Here is a 17,121-nt window from a genome sequence, read left to right on the forward strand (position 1 = left end):
AAAACGGCGGTTCGTGTACTCCGGTCCGAAGGTTGCCGTATGCTGGGCTTATGTCTTGGATATCATCTGTTTTAACCAAAGTCTCCGCTAAAGCGCCCCGTCCTGATGGCAAGCCGGCGCTATCGGTACGAGAGCGGTTTTCGGCGCTCAAAAACCTACCGGAATTTCTCCGCCTTATTTGGCAGACCAGTCCTGCCCTAACGCTCGGTAACGTAGGGTTGCGTCTGCTCCGGGCCGCTTTACCCGTGGCCATGCTGTATGTAGGCCAGCTCATTCTGGATGCCGTGGTGCAGCTTAGCCGCCAGCCTGCTCCCGAGCGGCTGCTCACCCCGGTGCTCACGCTCGTGGCTATGGAGTTCGGTCTGGCCATTCTCTCCGATGCCCTTGGGCGCGGTGTGGCCCTGCTCGACTCGTTGCTTGGCGACTTGTTTGCCAACCGCACTTCTGTGCGCCTCATGCAGCACGCCGCCGAGCTAGACCTCGACCAGTTCGAGGACAGCGCCTTCTACGACAAGTTGGAGCGCGCCCGCCGGCAGACCTTGTCGCGGACGGTGCTCATGGCGCAGGTGCTCAGCCAGGCACAGGATGCTATTACGATGGCCTTCCTGTCGGTCGGGCTGGTGGCTTTCAATCCGTGGTTGCTGCTACTGTTACTGATTGCCGTTATTCCGGCCTTCTTGGGCGAGTCGCACTTCAACGAGCGTAGCTACTCTCTGGTACACGGCTGGACCCCCGAGCGCCGTGAACTAGACTACCTGCGCCAAACCGGTGCCTCCGACGAAACGGCCAAGGAGGTGAAGATCTTTGGCCTATCCGAGTTCTTAATCGAGCGGTTCAAGATGCTCTCTGATGAGTTCTATCAGAAAAACAAGGACCTGGTAATTCGCCGGGCCGGTTGGGGTACATTTTTCGCAGGAGTGGGCGCGGCCGGCTACTACGCTGCCTACGTCTACATTATCAGCCAAGCCGTGCGTGGGCAGATTTCCATTGGGCAGCTCACATTTCTGGCGGGGTCCTTCGGCCGGATGCGGGGATTGCTGGAAGGCATCCTGAGCCGCTTCAGCAGCGTGGCCGATGGCGCACTGTACTTGCAAGACTTTTTCGACTTCTTTCACCTCAAGCCCCGCATTATTCGCCCTGATGCTACGCAGTTCGTGCGGCCGTTTCCGCAGCCGATCCGGCAGGGGTTTGTGTTCGAGAATGTGGGCTTCAAGTACCGCAACGCCGAAAAGTGGGCACTGCGCAACCTCAACTTCGAGCTTCAAGCGGGCGAAAAGCTGGCCTTAGTTGGTGAGAATGGAGCCGGCAAAACCACGCTTGTCAAATTGCTTTCCCGTCTCTACGACCCCACCGAAGGGCGTATTCTGCTCGACGGCCACGACCTGCGTGAGTACGACCCCGCCGAGTTGCGCCAGGAAATAGGCGTGATATTCCAGGACTTTGTGCGCTTCCAGCTTCCAGCCGGTCAAAACCTGGCTGTGGGCCGCATCGAAGAAAAGGAAAACCGCCCGCGCATCGAGCAAGCCGCCGCCCAGAGCCTCGCCGACTCCGTAATTGCCAAATTGCCCCAGGGCTACGACCAGATGATAGGCCGCCGGTTCAACGGCGGTGTGGACCTAAGCGGTGGCGAATGGCAGAAGATTGCGCTAGGCCGTGCCTACATGCGCGACGCCCAATTGCTCATCCTCGATGAGCCCACTGCCGCCCTCGATGCTCGCGCTGAATACGAGGTGTTTCAGCGCTTCAATGAACTCACGAAAGGCAAAACGGCCGTGCTCATCTCGCACCGCTTCAGCACCGTCCGGATGGCCGACCGGATTTTGGTGGTGGAGAATGGCAAGAGCGTTGAAATTGGTAGCCACGAAGAACTGCTGGCGCGTGGCGGGCGCTACGCGGAGTTGTTTCAGCTGCAAGCTGCTGGGTATCGGTAGGAGGGAAGGGCAGCGCGAGGCAACAATACTGTAAAGTTCGGACCCGCTATATTTCCCGCGCTGCCTGTAGCTTGCAGCGTTTATTCCCTTGGGTTTATATCGTGTTGGTTTGCGCTATGAAGAATACCGTGTGCCTGCTGCTAAGCGGGTTGATTCTGTGGGCATTCAGATTTGCTGCTGCAGCGCCGGTCGTTGCAACGAAAGTGTACGTCATTTCACTGACGGGAAGTGAGGTGCATGAGAAGCCGTCTTTTCAGGCGAGAGTAGTGCGCAAACTTCCGATTGGCACAGCCGTGGATGTGGTGCAAACTATAGCGTCGGATGATGTGAAACAGGTGGGCGCCGGTTTTGCCCTGCAGGGCGACTGGATGAAAGTGACGGCCCCCGGGTACACAGGCTATGTCTTCAGCTCCGACGTCACGAAGCGCAAGCCGGAAGTCAAGAAAAGCGCCGACGGGCTGCTGAGTGTCGATTTGCTTGGAGTTAAAAAGAGCAGCCGAGTGGAGAAAAAGAAACAACCCACCGGCAACAAGAACAGCCCCGCCGACTACGCAGTCCTTGAAACGACGGAGTATGCAAACTGCACTTACACCACCACTACGTATGATGGCTGTTTTGATCATAACTATACATTCCGGCATCTGACGCTGCCTGAGGTGTATCACCACATGATAAGCAGCTACGCCGAAAACGAATACGATCATAGCCTCAAGGCCACGAAGCTAGAGCAGCCCAAACTGCTATCCAGAAAAGGGAATGTGTATAGGTTTACATGCGGATTTGGGGGCAGCGCCACGCAGGACTTGAAGCTCACGGTTCAAGGAAACGGCGTCATCACTATTTCTTCCTACGACTGCACCTGATGGTACTCAACGGCGCGGCCACACTAGCATTCATAGCACATAGAACCATGCTTCAGTATACTTTCAAAGAGTTTCTGGCTTCCACTGACGAGGACATGGAACCTGTTGTGCACTTGCTGGCCGCGGCGCTGGAAAGCTCTGTTGCTGAACTACGCGCCGACCTACGCTACCAGCAGGCCCACCAGCCAGTACAGGCGTGGCTGACTTTTTCTGAGGGCCAACTAGTGGGCTGCAAGCTCGGTTATGAGCGGAAGCCCGGGCAATATTATAGCTGGTTGGGTGGCGTGCATCCTGACTTTCGCGGCCAAGGCATTGCCCGTGAGTTGATGCTTCGGCAGCACGGGTGGTGTCCGCAGCACGGCTACGGCCGCATCCGCACCCAGACCTACAACCACTGGCGTGCTATGCTGCTTCTGAACCTACGCGTAGGGTTCGATATTGTGGGCACGGTGCAAGGTCCGCGCGGGTTGGTTATCGTGCTAGAGAAGGAAGTAACGGCGTAAACGGGCTACCAGTAAGCGCTACATGGGCGGATATAGCCCTGTTTTTGTGCTTGTGCGCGGTGGAGAAAAGGCTGGGAACGGTAGTTGAGCTGCAGAGCGGGAACGGGTTAGGTAACAGAAAAAATTGCGGGTTTAGAGCTGAACATCAGCATCTAACCTTTAAATACTTTCGTAACTTGAAGCCTGTGATTCCCCTCATGTCTGCCACGTTATGAAATTCATTTCTACTCTTTTTGTGGGCTCCAGCTTAGCCCTGGCCTTGTCGGGGTGCTTTGCGGCCCGCGAAGCCCGTGTTGAATCCGACTACAGCTACGCTGGCGCTTTTCGTCGCTACCGCACCTACGAGTTTGTAACGGGCGAAGGGTTAGCCGCTGATACTAGCAAACTGGGTGAAGTGCTGCGCGACGCCATCCGAACGCGCATGAAGGTGCAGGGCTACAAACCCAGCAAGCGCCGCCCCGATCTGTTGGTGAACTTTCGGGTGTACGAAGGCGACATGCGCTTTCGCGGCTACGCCCAAGAAGATATTTCGCGCTGGGTGAATGAAGAGAAAATAGAAGACGACGAAACGCCCGCCGAACAGCGCACCGGCTACCAGCCCGTTCGGATGTTGCTCGCCGAAGGTACCCTCCTCATTACCTTAATTGACAACCGCACCAACCGCGCCGTTTGGAACGGTTACGCCTCAGGCGTAACGGTGCCTACCGGCGTGCAAGGCGAAGTAGTGCTACGCCGCTCAGTCCGCTCCATCTTCGACCAGTATCGGGTATTCACGGCTGGCTACCTGGATGGCAACAACCGAGAGACAGAAGAATAAACCAAGAGTAGAGCCCAACGAAAAGGCCTGCTTTGCGGCCCTACCCCTGACGAATAACCGGGGAAGGGCTGCAAAGCAGGCCTTGGTGCTGTAGGCAGACCACTTAGAAAGGCAAGAACCCTTGTTGTTCCGGCAGTTCGCGCATCAAGTGAAGAGAGTAGTCTAGATTGCTGCGTGGAAGCAGTACTTTACTTGAGGCGTGAAATGTTGGAGTGACAGGCGCTGTTTAGGATACCTCCTAGCAGGCTACCGCCGGTTCGATGGAATCCGGAACTGTAGCCCGATGCTCGGTACAACCGTTAGGCCGCTGAGGCTGGCTGTTTTGTTGTTAAGCAGCTGATACGTGCCGTAGTTTTGGTAGTAGATACCCACCGAAGGAATGATATAGACGTAGCGGTAGCCCAACTTGGCATTCACGAAGCCGCCAAAAGAAGGAAAATTGCTTTTTTGATCGAGTATGCTCGGCACTTTGACGTTGCCATTAACTATCCGATTAGGCTCAAATCCATAGCGCAGAAACGTGTGCGTGTATACCACCCCGTAGGATACAGCGCCAATTTCCTCTTCAGCCCCAAACGAATGGCTGAAAACCAGCGGCACGATGATGTCGCGACGGGTGGCCCGAAAGCCCAGGATGTTGTTGATGTTGTCGAGAAAGGGCAGGCTGGGCAGGCTGGCGCGCTGCGTAGCGAACTGCAACCCAATGCTGGCGTAGTTGGCACCGGCGGGCCCACCCGGGCGCTCTACGGTACCTGTAGGCCCCATAAACTGATAGGCCGCGTCGAAGACGTGCGAGCCAAATGCGTACTTGTAGCCCACGTCGAGCCGGTCGAGGGCGCCGTAGCGCACATATAGGTCCGAAGAGGGGCGCACTGGGTCGAGCACGTAGGCCAGAGCCGCTACCTGTAGGTTGTCGATGGTGCCGGAATACCCCACCGTATCCTTGCCAACCGTGGCGGCTGCCGCCGATTTCAGCGCCGCCCCTGTTTTGCTGATAGTTTCGGAGGCCACGTTGAATGCTAGGTTGCCGCCCACTCGAAACTCGCCTTTCGGCGTGACCTTACCGGTGCTTACAATGGTGCGCGGGGCAGTGCAGGAACCGAAAAGTAGGGTAGCGGCGGCCAGAACTGTAAGGGCCGGCCGGCTGAAGTGGAAAGACCAGGTCATAGAAAAGAAACGCAGAAAGCAAGGAGAGTCGGTACGGATAGCAGTTTTACCAAAACCGCGCCGAAAGTTAGTGAAGCTCCTGTTGCATCTGTGTGTTACCTGCTTTCCAGGGCCACGGGCTGCTGCCCTTCCGCGGAAACGGTGTGTGTATGTGGGGCCAGAATAGTTCGGTGGGGTGCGAACGGCTGAGTTTCCAAATGAAGTTGTTACTTCACCACTTCAACAAGTAACAAGGCTATACGTCATCTTTATAACCATGAACATTCTCTATGGAGTGCCAGGCGAAGGCATGGGGCACGCCACCCGAAGCAAAGTGGTGATCCAGCACTTGCTCGAAGCCGGGCATGAAGTACAAGTAGTGAGCAGTTCCCGGGCCTACCAACTGCTGGCCCGCACGTTTCCGGGGCGCGTACACGAAATCCGTGGGTTCCACCTGGCTTACAGAAGCCTAACCGTATCCAAGCTGCGCACGGCGGCCCTCACGCTGCGTACCGCCCCCGACAACCTGCTGATCAACTTCAATAAGTACCGGGAAGTTCTCCGCAACAGGCAGTTTGATGTGGTGATATCCGATTTCGAGTCGTTTAGCTACTTGTATGCCAAGCGGAAGCGGCTGCCCGTTATCAGCATCGACAACATGCAGATCATTAGCCGCGCGCGGCTGGATGTGGCTGTGCCCGCCACGGAGCGCGACAACCTGGAAATAGCGCGCCAGATCGTACGGGCCAAACTGCCGCGTAGTCAGCACTACTTCGTAAGTACGTTTTTCCCGCTGCCCGTCATCAAGCCTGATACCACGCTGGTGCCCCCCATCATTCGCCCCGAAATAGTGGCGGCCCAGCCTACCACGGGCACCCACGTGCTGGTGTACCAGTCGGCTACTACGCAAGGCAACCTAGTGCCGCTGCTGCAAGGGTTGCCGAGCCAGGAGTTTCGGGTGTACGGCTTCAACAAAGAGGAAAGCCATGGCAACGTGCATCTCAAAGCGTTCAGCGAGCAAGGCTTTATCGATGATTTGGCGGCGGCCCGCGCCATTATTACCAACGGTGGCTTTTCGCTGATCAGCGAAGCCGTGTATTTGCGCAAGCCCATTTGCGCCATTCCTATTCCGGCGCAGTTCGAGCAGTTTCTCAACGCTGCCGAAGTAGACAAACTTGGCTACGGGCGTCACTTCGAGCGCCTGACTGCCGACAACATCAAGGCGTTTCTCTACGACCTGAGCGGCTTTGAGGCGGCCTTAGCAAGCTACAGTCAGGACGGTAACAACGAGCTATTCCGTGAACTGGACAACGCCTTGGCAGGCTTACAGAACTAAGCTGCCACCATACAATAGCAAAGGCCCGATGAGCTATTCATCGGGCCTTTGTTGTTTTGTTGCTGCTGCATTTATTTGGTGCGCATCTGGTCTAGGAGCAGGTAGCGCGCTCGGTTTTGCTCGGGTTCGGCGCGGGTCGTGACATCGAGGCGCATCACTTGCACGCCGGTGCCGCCGTTGGCGGCGGGCCACTGGGGCAAACCGGAGCTGTTAGGGTTTCCGGTTTTTATGAAATTGGCAAAATAGGCCTGCATCGTTTCCGACACCTTGTAGTCGTCGGGAGTCCAGGCATATACCTTGTTAGTGGGCAAATTACCCAAGGCGTACTCAATTTCCGCCGAGTGTACCGCCCCGCGGGCCGGTGGCGCTTTCGGAGCGGCCGGATCAGTTGCTTTCACTACTCCACCAGCTAGGCCAGCCGTGGCGTTGCCCATTTCGGGGGTCATGGCGGGGCGAGGGCGAGCGTAGAGGTAGCGGTACACGGGTTTGCCGCCGGTTTGCCCGTGCAGGTCGGCCCATTTCCAAGTGCCGTAGGCAATGAACCGGTCACCGGCTAAGTCCGTGGCCGATTGTTCGGCTTCTGCTTCGGTAGTGGCCGGATACACCTTTAGTACTTCGCTGGCTCGCTCGCTGTACAGTTTCTGCACGGCTTGCGTGAAGGTTTCAGGAGTTGGTTTGTCTTTGCCTAGCAGTGCCCCGGCGTTCATTTCCTGCGAGTTCCAGCCTACCAGCAGCGGCACGTGTGCCTGCTGACCAGTAGCATAAATTTCGGCCGGGGCCTTCGGGAAGAAATATCCATCTGTAATTGCTGAAAAGCGGCCGGCCCCTGGTTGGTTGCTGGCTTCGAGCACCTGCGTAGCGGGAAGTGCCCGGAGTGCGGCCAGCGAATTCGCTCCCAAGAGAGTCGCAAACTTGACGCCGTTCTGCTCGGCCTCGCTGAGAGTAGGAGGTGCCTGGAACGACAGCAACGACCCACTTTCGCCGATTGCGCCGGCAATCAACTCTTTGGAAAGCGGGGAGGCCATTTGGGCGCTAACCGAAAAGGATCCCGCCGACTCCCCCGCAATAGTTACTTTCTTGGGGTCGCCGCCGAAGGCCGCAATGTTTTGCTGCACCCACCGCAGCGCCGCGCTCTGGTCTAGCAGACCGTAATTGCCGGAAGCGTGCTGCGGCGACTCTTTGGTGAGTTCGGGGTGGGCCATAAAGCCGAAAGCGCCGAGCCGATAGTTCACCGTTACGGCCACTATGCCACGGCGAGCCATGCTTTCCCCGTCGTAGCGGGGCTCTGAGCCGTCGCCGGCCACGAAGCCGCCCCCGTAAAAATACACCAGTACCGGTAGGCGCTCCTTGTTGGTTTTGGCGGGCGTCCACACGTTCAGGTACAAACAGTCTTCGCTCACACCGTTGGAGCGAAAGTTCATGTCGCCGAACAGCGGTAGCTGCATGGCCCGTGGTCCGAATTGCTTGGCCTGCCGCACGTCCGTCCAGTTCTTAACCGGCTGGGGGGCGCGCCACCGGAACTCGCCCACCGGCGGCGCGGCGTAGGGCACCCCTTTAAACATGCGGATACCGGTGGTTTCGCTGCCTTCAAGCAACCCATTAGCGGTTTGGACGCGGTTGGCGGCCGAGGCAGTGGCCGTTGGTTTTTTCGTTTGCGCCATGGCGAACGGCGTCAGCTGCAAAGCCAAGAACGAGACAATAAGCAGTGTTTTCATGAACAGTGAATTAACTGTGAGGCGGAAGCTAGCGCTGAGCTATGGGGCGGTGAGGGGCCGCCGGGCTTACTTCCGGGCGGCCTTCATTTCCACAAATTGCTCTTGCGGAGCCAGCAGCTTACGACTTTTTTCGGTTACCTGTTCTTTGGCTACCTTGAAAGAAGCGGTTTGTTTGATGTCCAAGCACGAGCGGCCCACTTTCACGTGGTACGTACCGGCATCGGTTACCCAAGCAGAGGTAGCGGTATTGAAAGAAGCCAGGTCGGCTGCGGTGAGCGTAAACGTGAGGGTTTGGGACTGGCCAGGTTTCAGCAGAGCGGTTTTCGCAAAGGCCTTCAACTCGCTTTCCGGCTTATCGAGCTTGCCTGCGGGGGCTCCTACGTAGAGCTGCACCACTTCTTTACCAGCCACCGGCCCGTTGTTGGTCACGCTCAATGTAGCCGTGAGTTTATCGGTGAGGGAAGTGGCGCTTAGCTTCAGTGGCCCAAAAGCAAACGTAGTGTACGACAACCCGTAGCCGAATTCATACGCGGGCTTCACTTGAAATGTGTTGTAATAGCGGTAACCCACATAAATGCCTTCCTCATAGGTGTTTTCGGAAGGCCGACCCATCATCGGATTGCCACCCGCGGCGGTAGTAACCAGTTCTTTACCCGGAAAACTGCTGGCGTAGGGCACATCCTGGTACGTCATGGGGAAGGTGGTTGCCAACTTGCCGGAGGGCGTCACGCTGCCGCGCAGAATATCGGCAATGGCGTGGCCGCCTTCCTGGCCGGGCTGCCAAGCCAGCAGAATGGCATCGGCCTGTTGGCGCCAACTCGCTACTTCCGTTACGCCCCCTACATTGAGCACGACCACCACCTTTTTCTTCTGGGCGTGAAAGGCAGTAGCCACTTGCTTGAGCAGTGCCTGCTCGGTGGCCGTGAGCGTGAAGTCGTCTTCCACTTTCCGGTCGCCGCCTTCGCCGGCACTGCGGCCGATGGTGAGCAACGCCACGTCGGCTTGCTGGGCCTGCTGTTGCAGTACGGTTGCCTCCAGAAGCATTTCCGCAATAATGGGGGCCGGGTCTAGGAGGCCCTTGGTTTTGGGGAGCTTGGCCTTTTCAGCTTTAAGGTACTGCGCATAGAGGTTACTCAGGGGCTCAGCCACTGTGAAGCCGGCACTGGTGAGGCCCTGCGCAATAGACACAACGTAGGCTTTGTTTACGTCGCCGCTGCCGGTACCGCCGGCAATCAGGTTGTAAGAGGTGTTGCCGAACGCAGCTACCTTTTGGCTTGTAGCGAGTGGCAGCGTTTTCGCTTTGTTTTCAAGCAGCACCATGCCGTCGGCGGCCGCAGCGCGGGCAACGGCGGCATGCTGTTTCAGGTTGGGCTGACTGGAATACTTCACGCCCTTGAACGTAGGTGAGAGCAACACCATGTTCAGTACCCGCGTGACATTAAGGTCAAGTTCCTGCGCGCTGAGGGTACCCTCTTTGAGGGCCGCCAGGATGGCTTGCGTTTGCGCGTAGGTGCCGGGCATGAGTAGGTCGTTGCCGGCTTTTAGCTGTGCTACAGGGTTTTTGCCTCCGTACCAGTCGGTCATCACGAGCCCTTTGAAACCCCATTCCTGTCGGAGCAACGTATTCAGCAGGTCTGGGCTCTGGGAGGTATAGGTGCCATTCACCAAGTTGTACGACGACATCACCGTCCAGGGCTGCGCCTGCTTAACGGCAATCTGGAAGCCCTTCAAGTATATTTCCCGCAGCGCTCGTTCACTGACCTTGGAGTTGAGTTGCATGCGGTTGAACTCCTGGTTGTTGACCGCAAAGTGCTTGATGGACGTACCCACGCCGTTGGATTCCACGCCGTTCACCAAGGCCGCTGCTATGGTGCCCGTCACGACGGGGTCTTCGGAATAGTACTCGAAGTTGCGGCCGCCCAACGGATTGCGGTGGATGTTCATGCCCGGCGCCAGCAGCACATCAATGCCAAAGTCGCGCACTTCTTCGCCAAACGCCACGCCGGTTTTCCGTACCAGCTCGGTGTCCCAGCTCGATGCCAGCAACGTAGCTACCGGGAAGGCCGTGGCATAATAGGTCTTAGTGCTGTCGCCGCCCCGGATGGGGTCAATTCGCACGCCCGCTGGTCCGTCAGAGAGAGTCAGGGAGGGAATGCCGAGGCGCGGAACAGCGTGCGTACGGCCCGCCGCGCCGGCTACTTTTTCGGGCACTTGCCGGTCGCCGGGGTTGCCGGGTGGCAGCAGGCCTTCGGGAAATCCGGAGGGGTAAAACCCCATGCCAATTACCAGTTGCACCTTTTCCTCTGGTGTCAGGGCCGCCACCACTTCTTTCACACTCGCCTTGCCTAGCTGTGGTAGTGCATTCACTTGGGCCATGGCGGGAAAACTGCCGCTTAGCAACAAGCCTAGTGCTGCCTGCCTGCGAAACCACGAGAGTCGCGCAGCTATGACTACTGAAGAAAGTGTTTGTGTTGTCATGAGTGGGGTATAGTGAAGCGTGGCGTGTAGTACCGGAGCAGATTCCGGTTCTCGGGTAGCAAGCAGCACCCAGCGGAAGCCGGAGAGAATAACAATGGTGCTGGGACCGGGAAAAGGCAAAGGGCAGTTGCTTTAGACGCCGGATGAACGGGCAGACCTCATCTGCTTGAGTAGATAAGGCTGTACTTGCAGCAGCATGGAGGCTTGCCAACAGCTTCTGTTGAGTGCAAGCGCAGAACATCTAGCGCAAACCGTTCTAGTATTTTTGTGCCGGTTCAGCACACAAACGAGAAATGAAAGTGAGAAGCAAGGAAGTTCGAGCCCAGGAATGGTTACCTACCAGCTCAATCCCCTGGCTCGGACGAACTGGATGTGTACTATCACTAGATTAAATGTAGCATATTTCCCTAATACGTACATTATACACAATAATAAAATTTCGCGCAATGGACTCCACTCAAGCTGTTCTGGATTTTGTCAATCATGGGCATGAGCGTTATCTGCCGCATCTGTCCATCGACTGCGTCATTTTCAGCTACCATGAGCAGCAACTCAAGATTCTGCTCATTCGCTACTACAACCAAAGTAAGTGGAGCTTACCAGGAGGATTTATTGCCAAAGATGAAACGCTGACGCAAGCGGCCAACCGCATCTTGGCCGAGAAAACGCAGATCAACAACCTGTTCCTGCGGCAGTTTCAGGTTTTCGGAGACAGCCCAGCTCGTCTCAATGAGCTAGGCGCGCGCGAGGTCCACAACGCCACGTATGCCAAAGTGAACGTCGCACTCGATGAAAACAGTTGGCTGGCCAAGCGCACCTTATCAATTGGCTACTACGCTCTCGTAGGCTATCTAGATGTGGTCGTGACGCCCGAGTATCTGGTAGACGAGTACTGCTGGCGAGAAGTGACGAATATTCCCCCGCTGCTGTTCGACCACCAGGAAATCATTGAAAGCGCCTTGCTGACGCTGCGGAGCCAGATCTACCAGCAACCTATCGGCTACAACCTGTTGCTGGAAAAATTCACGTTGCCGGAAATCCACGCCCTCTACGAAACCATCTTAGGCAAGCAGTTCGACCGCCGCAACTTCCGCAAGAAGTTGCTGGCACTTGGCCTAGTCCGGCAACTAGACGAGCGCCGCAATATCGGCCCCCACCGCTCCCCCTTCCTGTACGAGTTCGACACTGAAAATTACCGTCGCGCGCTGGAAGAGGGAGCCGTACTAGGGTTCTGAGTTGGGGCTGTGAACGTACCGCCGCTCAACCCCCTATAGTTACCGTTAGCTTCTACGCAGGGTTTGAATGACGCTACGTGTGAAATCAGATAATACCAGGGTTCCGCTGATACCAGCTCGTTCGGTGAGCAAGGTGTCCCAGTGCTCGGTGCCTTCCCAAAACACCTTCTTCATGGCCCGCAAGGCATCAGGGGCGTACGCGGCTAGCTTCTTTGCAAAAGCTTGCACAGCCGCATCCAATTCTTCCCGGCTTTCAAACAGCTCGGCATACAGCCCCTTGTCGTGGGCCCAAGCAGCCGACCTGAACTCTGTGGCATCCAGCGCCAGTTGCTGAAAGGCCGCCCGACCGATTTTGCGCTCCACCGCAGGACCTACTACAAAAGGGCCGATGCCCACTGCCAACTCACTGAGCTTGACGGCTGCGTGCGTGCTGGCAAAGCAATAGTCGGTGGCGGCGGCCACACCTACGCCGCCGCCTACGGCCTTGCCCTGCACCCGACCAACAATGATTTTTGGGGAAGTACGGCAGGCATTTATCACCTTGGCAAAGCCCGAGAAAAATTCCAGCCCCTGCTCTTTGGTTTCGATGATTTGCAGCTCATCGAAGCTGGCGCCTGCGCAAAACGTCTTTTCACCCTCGCTCTGAAGCACGATTACTTTGGTTTGCTCGTCCTGCCCGTATTGGCTGATCGTGGCAGCCAGATCAGTGAGCACGCGGCTTGGCAGCGAATTGTGGGAGGGGTGAAAGAACGTGATGGTGGTGATGCCGTGTGCATCGGTGGAGGCATCTACTTTGCCGGCCGTGAGGGTAGAGGAGGTCATGCGGGTATCTATAAAAAAAAGCCCGTCATGCCACAGAAAGGGCACAACGGGCTAAGGGGTTATTCCTGGTTCTTCTTTTTGACCATGGTCAGAATCGTGGCTATGGCTACGGTTTCGCCGGTTTCATCGGTTACATCCACCAGCCAGCGGACAATGCCTTTGGCCACGTCGGTTTCGTCGCGCTTTTCCTGATCCACTTTTTCTTTCACCGTGAGCTTCACGCCGATGGTGGTGCCAGGGTACACGGGCTTGGTGAAGCGGCACTCGTCGAGGCCGTAGTTGAGCAATACCGGGCCTTTGCGCGGGTCAACGAACATGCCGGCTGCCTTGGCCAAAATGTAGTACCCGTGGGCTACGCGGCCCGTGAACAGCGTGCCTTCCAGCGACGTAGCGTCCACGTGAGCGTAGAAATTGTCGCCGGATACGTTGGCGAAGTTGCTGATGTCGGCTTCCGTGACGGTGTGCTTGTGCGTGACGTAGGTCTGGCCGATTTCCAGCTCCTCGAAGTAGTGCTGGAACGGGTGCTTGTCGCGCTCCGTCTGCTTGGCGTTCTGTTGGTACACTTCCGTAATGGCAGTAATCATAGTCGGCGAACCTTGAATAGCTACCCGCTGCATGAAATGCTCTACACCGCGCATACCGCCCATTTCTTGGCCCCCGCCAGCTCGGCCTGGGCCACCATGGATGAGCAAGGGGAGGGGAGAACCATGGCCGGTGCTTTCCTTGGCTACTTCCTCGTTGAGAACCAAAATGCGGCCGTGGTGGGTGGCAGCTCCCAACACAAACTCCTGTGCAGTACGCGGGTCACCGGTGGCTACCGAACACACCAAGGAGCCCTTGCCCATATTAGCCAGCGTAATAGCCTCGTCTACATCGTGGTACGGCATCAGCGTGGCGACAGGCCCGAAGGCTTCCACCTCATGCGTGTCAGTGAAGCGAAATGGGTCGGAGTTCAGCAGCACTATCGGCGACATGAAGGCGCCTACTTTACAGTCGCCCCCGATAACCTGCACATTGTCTAGGTCGCCATACACAATGGGCGTGTTTTTCGCCAGCTGCTTCACTTGCTCGCGCACTTTCTGCACCTGCACCATGCTGGCCAGCGCGCCCATGCGCACGCCTTCGGCCTGCGGGTGACCAACGGTGGTTTGCGCCAACGCCTTGCCCAAGGCAATCTGCACGTCTTCCAACAGGCTCTCCGGTACGATAACGCGGCGAATGGCCGTACACTTCTGCCCAGCCTTGGCCGTCATTTCCTTGCGTACCTCTTTGATGAACAAGTCGAATTCCATGGTGCCCGGTACTGCATCAGGCCCCAGTACCGCCGAGTTCAGCGAGTCGGCTTCCATGTTGAACGGTACTGCTTCGGCCAAAATGCGTGGATGCGCCTTCAGCTTTCGGCCGGTTTCGGCAGAGCCAGTGAAGGTTACCACATCTTGGTAGGTGACGTGGTCCAGAATGCCCTGCCCTGATCCGCACACGAGCTGGAGCGCACCTTCCGGCAGAATTTTGGAAGCAATGATTTCGCGCACTACGGCCTCGGTGAGGTAGGCAGTTGGCACGGCCGGCTTCACAATAGCGGGCATGCCCGCCAGCAGGTTCACGGCAATCTTCTCCAACATACCCCAGATCGGGAAGTTGTAGGCATTGATGTGCACCGCTACCCCTTCCTTCGGTACCATGATGTGGTGCCCAATGAAGTTGCCGCCTTTCGAAAGCGCAATCGGGTCACCATCTACATAAAATGGTTTGTCTGGAAATTTGCGGCGCAACGAAGCATTAGCAAACAGGTTGCCAATACCTCCTTCAATATCAATCCAGGAGTCGGCACGCGTAGCGCCGCTCCGGTAGCTGAGCGTATAGAAATCTTCTTTCTTGCTATCCAGGTGCAGCGCCAGGGCCTTGATCATGCGGCCCCGCTCGTGGAAGGTCATTTTGCGCAGGGCCTTGTTGCCTTTGGTCCGAGCGTAGTGCATCATCTCGGCGTAGTCGAGTCCTTCGCTGCTGGCCGTTGCAATTACGTCGCCGGTACTGGCGTCATACAGTTCTTGTTGCTGGCCTGAACCGGCAATCCAGCGGCCCAGGGCGTAGTTTTCAAGCGTGGGAGTCATGTATGGGTGGGTGGGTTTTTACTTTCTGAAATCCGCCGTTAAGCGGAAAGACGGGTAGCGCTAAAACTAGTTCCCTACTCAGCTGAGGAGGGGAACTAGTTTTTTAGCTTTAGTACTAGCTATGGTCTATCTTTTTTAGAGAAATCTGTCCTAAGCTAAGTGGCTGTTGACGGAAAAAAATGCTGCCTATTGCGGACCATGCGGCGCAGTAAGGGGCTGGCGCGGTATCGGTCTTCGTGGTACTCGGCGTAGAGGTCATCGAGCGTGTCAAGGACGTGAGCAATGCCGAGTTCGTCGGCCCAGGCTAGCAGGCCCTTGGGGTAGTTGACGCCTTTGGTCATGGCCAGCTCCAGGTCGTCGCGGGAGGCTACATTGAGTGCTAGCGCATCAGCGGCTTCGTTGATGAGCATCACCAACACCCGCTCCAAGATGGTGTGGCCCAGCGCTTCGTCGCGGAGGGGTTCGGGTGGCAAGGCGTCGGGAGCGTAGCTGTAAAAGCCGCGGCCGGTTTTGCGGCCGTAGTAGCCCGCCTCAAACAACCGCTTTTGCGTGAAGGACGGCTTGAAGCGCGGGTCGTAGAAAAAGGCCGCAAACACCGACTCCGTCACCCGGTAGTTCACGTCGTGCCCGATGAAGTCCATGAGCGTGAATGGCCCCATCCGGAAGCCGCCCAACTCGGTCAGAGCCCAATCAATGGTGGCTACGTCCGCTATGCCTTCTTCCAGCATCCTGATGGCCTCGCCGTAGAATGGCCGGGCCACACGGTTCACGATGAAGCCGGGCGTGTCCTTGGCTAGCACGGGCACCTTGCCCCAGCTCTGTACCAGCTCCCGGATTTCTGCCTCCAAGCCAGGCCGCGTCTGGACAGCTGGAATCACCTCCACGAGCTGCATAACCGGCGCAGGGTTGAAGAAATGGATGCCAATGAAGCGCTCCGGTTGCTTGCACGCCGCTGCAATAGAAGCAATAGATAAAGACGACGTGTTGGTAGCCAGCACGCAGTCTGCGCCAACAACCGCCTCTAGCTGCTTGAAAAGCTGCTGTTTTACAGCCAGGTCTTCCACTATGGCCTCCACTACCAGCCCGCAATCTGCAAACTCCTGCATGTTCTGCGTCAGATGCACGCGTGCAACAGTGGCTTCAAGGGCAGTGGCGGTCAGCTTGCCTTTGTCTGCTAATTTCTGTAAGCTAGTTGCTATAGACTGGCCAGCGCGTTGCAATGCTTCCGCATTTTGGTCGAGCAAACGGACGGTATGGCCTGCCGTGGCTATTACCTGGGCAATACCCGCCCCCATAGCGCCGCTGCCAATAATGCCGATAATCATTCGCCGGTGAAGGTTGGTTTGCGTTTCTCGATGAAAGCGGCCACTCCTTCGCGGTAGTCGGATGTGTGGCCGGCGCGGTACTGGTAGTCGGCCTCGCAGCGCAGTTGCTGCTCTAGGTTGTTGTGAAACGAAGCATTAAGCAGCTGCTTGGTGTACGCGAGGCCCTTGGTAGGCATGGTTGCCAGCTTCACCACTAAGGCCACCACTTCATTATCAAACGTTTCGTCGGGGAAGGTCTTGTAAATCATGCCCATTTGCACGGCTTCTTGGGCACTTACTTTGTCGCCGGTCATCATCAGTGCCGCCGCCCGCTGCATGCCAATGAGCCGGGGCAAGAAATAGGTGCCGCCGCTATCCGGAATCAGCCCTATTTTGCTGAAGGCCTGTATAAAGGACGCCGATTCTTTGGCCACCACCACGTCGCAGGCCAAGGCCAGATTAGCACCGGCGCCAGCTGCTACCCCATTTACGGCCGCCACTACCGGCTTGTCCAGCTCCCGAATCAACTGCACGATGGGGTTGTAATGCTGCTCCACAATCTCCGATACGCCCGGGCTGTTCGGGTCCACAATTTCAGCTAGGTCCTGACCGGCGCAGAAGGCTTTGCCAGTGCCCGTTAATAGCACCGCCCGCACCGACGCGTCTTGCTGGCAAGCCCGCAGGTGCTGCTGCAAGGCCAGCGCCAACGGCTTGTTGATGCTATTAAATACGTCGGGCCGGTTGAGCCGGATAGTGGCTATACCGGCTTCTACTGAGAAAACAAGCTGATCGGAAGTGGGCATGGGGTGGAGTAAGTGGGAAAGAGGATTGGAGCTAGAAAACCACAAGAGCTAGCTGCC

13 protein-coding genes are annotated in these 17,121 nt (G+C 57.0%); 6 read left to right on the top strand and 7 right to left on the bottom strand.

The genetic code is table 11. From position 1 onward, the window contains the following. The first annotated feature begins 50 nt into the window (after positions 1-50). The 4 genes from MTX78_RS04695 to MTX78_RS04710 all read left to right on the top strand — a co-directional run bounded on the left by MTX78_RS04695 (position 51) and on the right by MTX78_RS04710 (position 4,114). Positions 51-1,931, top strand: a complete 1,881-nt coding sequence (locus MTX78_RS04695; RefSeq protein ID WP_243800356.1) for an ABC transporter ATP-binding protein — start codon at positions 51-53, stop codon at positions 1,929-1,931. Positions 1,932-2,047: 116 nt separating this feature from the next. Then, a complete protein-coding gene (locus MTX78_RS04700; RefSeq protein WP_243800358.1) occupies positions 2,048-2,794 on the top strand; it encodes an SH3 domain-containing protein in 747 nt (248 codons plus the stop codon). A 47-nt stretch (positions 2,795-2,841) separates the two neighbouring features. Then, positions 2,842-3,297, top strand: coding sequence for a GNAT family N-acetyltransferase (locus MTX78_RS04705; RefSeq protein WP_243800359.1), 456 nt, complete (start codon positions 2,842-2,844; stop codon positions 3,295-3,297). 211 nt (positions 3,298-3,508) lie between these two features. Then, positions 3,509-4,114 carry a DUF4136 domain-containing protein gene (locus MTX78_RS04710; protein ID WP_243800361.1) on the top strand — a complete coding sequence of 202 codons (606 nt, stop codon included), beginning with the start codon at positions 3,509-3,511 and terminating at the stop codon, positions 4,112-4,114. 246 nt (positions 4,115-4,360) lie between these two features. Here MTX78_RS04710 and MTX78_RS04715 read toward each other — a convergent pair whose 3' ends face one another. Next, the gene (locus MTX78_RS04715) at positions 4,361-5,281 is read right to left on the bottom strand and encodes a hypothetical protein (RefSeq protein ID WP_243800363.1); all 921 of its coding nucleotides are present in this window, start codon (positions 5,279-5,281) and stop codon (positions 4,361-4,363) included. A 256-nt stretch (positions 5,282-5,537) separates the two neighbouring features. On the opposite strand from MTX78_RS04715, the gene MTX78_RS04720 reads away from it, so the two are divergent. Beyond that, a complete protein-coding gene (locus MTX78_RS04720) occupies positions 5,538-6,596 on the top strand; it encodes an MJ1255/VC2487 family glycosyltransferase (protein ID WP_243800365.1) in 1,059 nt (352 codons plus the stop codon). 71 nt (positions 6,597-6,667) lie between these two features. Here the strand turns inward: MTX78_RS04720 and MTX78_RS04725 are convergent, their stop codons facing one another. Both MTX78_RS04725 and MTX78_RS04730 read right to left on the bottom strand, forming a co-directional pair. Next, complete coding sequence (locus tag MTX78_RS04725; protein WP_243800367.1) at positions 6,668-8,311, bottom strand: carboxylesterase/lipase family protein; 1,644 nt, start codon at positions 8,309-8,311, stop codon at positions 6,668-6,670. Between the two features lie 66 nt (positions 8,312-8,377). Then, on the bottom strand, positions 8,378-10,687 hold the full coding sequence (locus MTX78_RS04730; RefSeq protein ID WP_243800369.1) for a glycoside hydrolase family 3 C-terminal domain-containing protein: 2,310 nt from the start codon (positions 10,685-10,687) through the stop codon (positions 8,378-8,380). 548 nt (positions 10,688-11,235) lie between these two features. Here MTX78_RS04730 and MTX78_RS04735 point away from each other — a divergent pair. Next, positions 11,236-12,024: an NrtR DNA-binding winged helix domain-containing protein gene (locus tag MTX78_RS04735; protein WP_243800371.1), complete on the top strand. Its 789-nt coding sequence runs from the start codon at positions 11,236-11,238 to the stop codon at positions 12,022-12,024. A 45-nt stretch (positions 12,025-12,069) separates the two neighbouring features. Here the strand turns inward: MTX78_RS04735 and MTX78_RS04740 are convergent, their stop codons facing one another. The 4 genes from MTX78_RS04740 to MTX78_RS04755 form a co-directional block, all read right to left on the bottom strand. Beyond that, complete coding sequence (locus tag MTX78_RS04740) at positions 12,070-12,846, bottom strand: enoyl-CoA hydratase/isomerase family protein (RefSeq protein WP_243800372.1); 777 nt, start codon at positions 12,844-12,846, stop codon at positions 12,070-12,072. Positions 12,847-12,905: 59 nt separating this feature from the next. After that, positions 12,906-14,957, bottom strand: a complete 2,052-nt coding sequence (gene paaZ / locus MTX78_RS04745) for a phenylacetic acid degradation bifunctional protein PaaZ (RefSeq protein ID WP_243800374.1) — start codon at positions 14,955-14,957, stop codon at positions 12,906-12,908. A 155-nt stretch (positions 14,958-15,112) separates the two neighbouring features. Continuing rightward, entirely contained in the window at positions 15,113-16,282 is a 1,170-nt protein-coding gene (locus MTX78_RS04750) for a 3-hydroxyacyl-CoA dehydrogenase NAD-binding domain-containing protein (protein ID WP_243800376.1), read from the bottom strand. Then, the gene (locus MTX78_RS04755; protein ID WP_243800377.1) at positions 16,279-17,064 is read right to left on the bottom strand and encodes an enoyl-CoA hydratase-related protein; all 786 of its coding nucleotides are present in this window, start codon (positions 17,062-17,064) and stop codon (positions 16,279-16,281) included. The genes MTX78_RS04750 and MTX78_RS04755 overlap by 4 nt, the downstream gene beginning before the upstream one ends. Positions 17,065-17,121 lie beyond the last annotated feature (57 nt).

Origin of the sequence: Hymenobacter tibetensis (assembly GCF_022827545.1) — a bacterium.
GTDB classification, from domain to species: domain Bacteria; phylum Bacteroidota; class Bacteroidia; order Cytophagales; family Hymenobacteraceae; genus Hymenobacter; species Hymenobacter tibetensis.

Excerpts from the sequence above, each read along its gene's own strand:
- MTX78_RS04695 (WP_243800356.1), top strand. The coding sequence starts at position 51 with ATGTCTTGGATATCATCTGTTTTAACCAAAGTCTCCGCTAAAGCGCCC.
- MTX78_RS04700 (WP_243800358.1), top strand. The coding sequence starts at position 2,048 with ATGAAGAATACCGTGTGCCTGCTGCTAAGCGGGTTGATTCTGTGGGCA.
- MTX78_RS04705 (WP_243800359.1), top strand. The coding sequence starts at position 2,842 with ATGCTTCAGTATACTTTCAAAGAGTTTCTGGCTTCCACTGACGAGGAC.
- MTX78_RS04710 (WP_243800361.1), top strand. The coding sequence starts at position 3,509 with ATGAAATTCATTTCTACTCTTTTTGTGGGCTCCAGCTTAGCCCTGGCC.
- MTX78_RS04715 (WP_243800363.1), bottom strand. The coding sequence starts at position 5,281 with ATGACCTGGTCTTTCCACTTCAGCCGGCCGGCCCTTACAGTTCTGGCC.
- MTX78_RS04720 (WP_243800365.1), top strand. The coding sequence starts at position 5,538 with ATGAACATTCTCTATGGAGTGCCAGGCGAAGGCATGGGGCACGCCACC.
- MTX78_RS04725 (WP_243800367.1), bottom strand. The coding sequence starts at position 8,311 with ATGAAAACACTGCTTATTGTCTCGTTCTTGGCTTTGCAGCTGACGCCG.
- MTX78_RS04730 (WP_243800369.1), bottom strand. The coding sequence starts at position 10,687 with ATGGCCCAAGTGAATGCACTACCACAGCTAGGCAAGGCGAGTGTGAAA.
- MTX78_RS04735 (WP_243800371.1), top strand. The coding sequence starts at position 11,236 with ATGGACTCCACTCAAGCTGTTCTGGATTTTGTCAATCATGGGCATGAG.
- MTX78_RS04740 (WP_243800372.1), bottom strand. The coding sequence starts at position 12,846 with ATGACCTCCTCTACCCTCACGGCCGGCAAAGTAGATGCCTCCACCGAT.
- paaZ (WP_243800374.1), bottom strand. The coding sequence starts at position 14,957 with ATGACTCCCACGCTTGAAAACTACGCCCTGGGCCGCTGGATTGCCGGT.
- MTX78_RS04750 (WP_243800376.1), bottom strand. The coding sequence starts at position 16,282 with ATGATTATCGGCATTATTGGCAGCGGCGCTATGGGGGCGGGTATTGCC.
- MTX78_RS04755 (WP_243800377.1), bottom strand. The coding sequence starts at position 17,064 with ATGCCCACTTCCGATCAGCTTGTTTTCTCAGTAGAAGCCGGTATAGCC.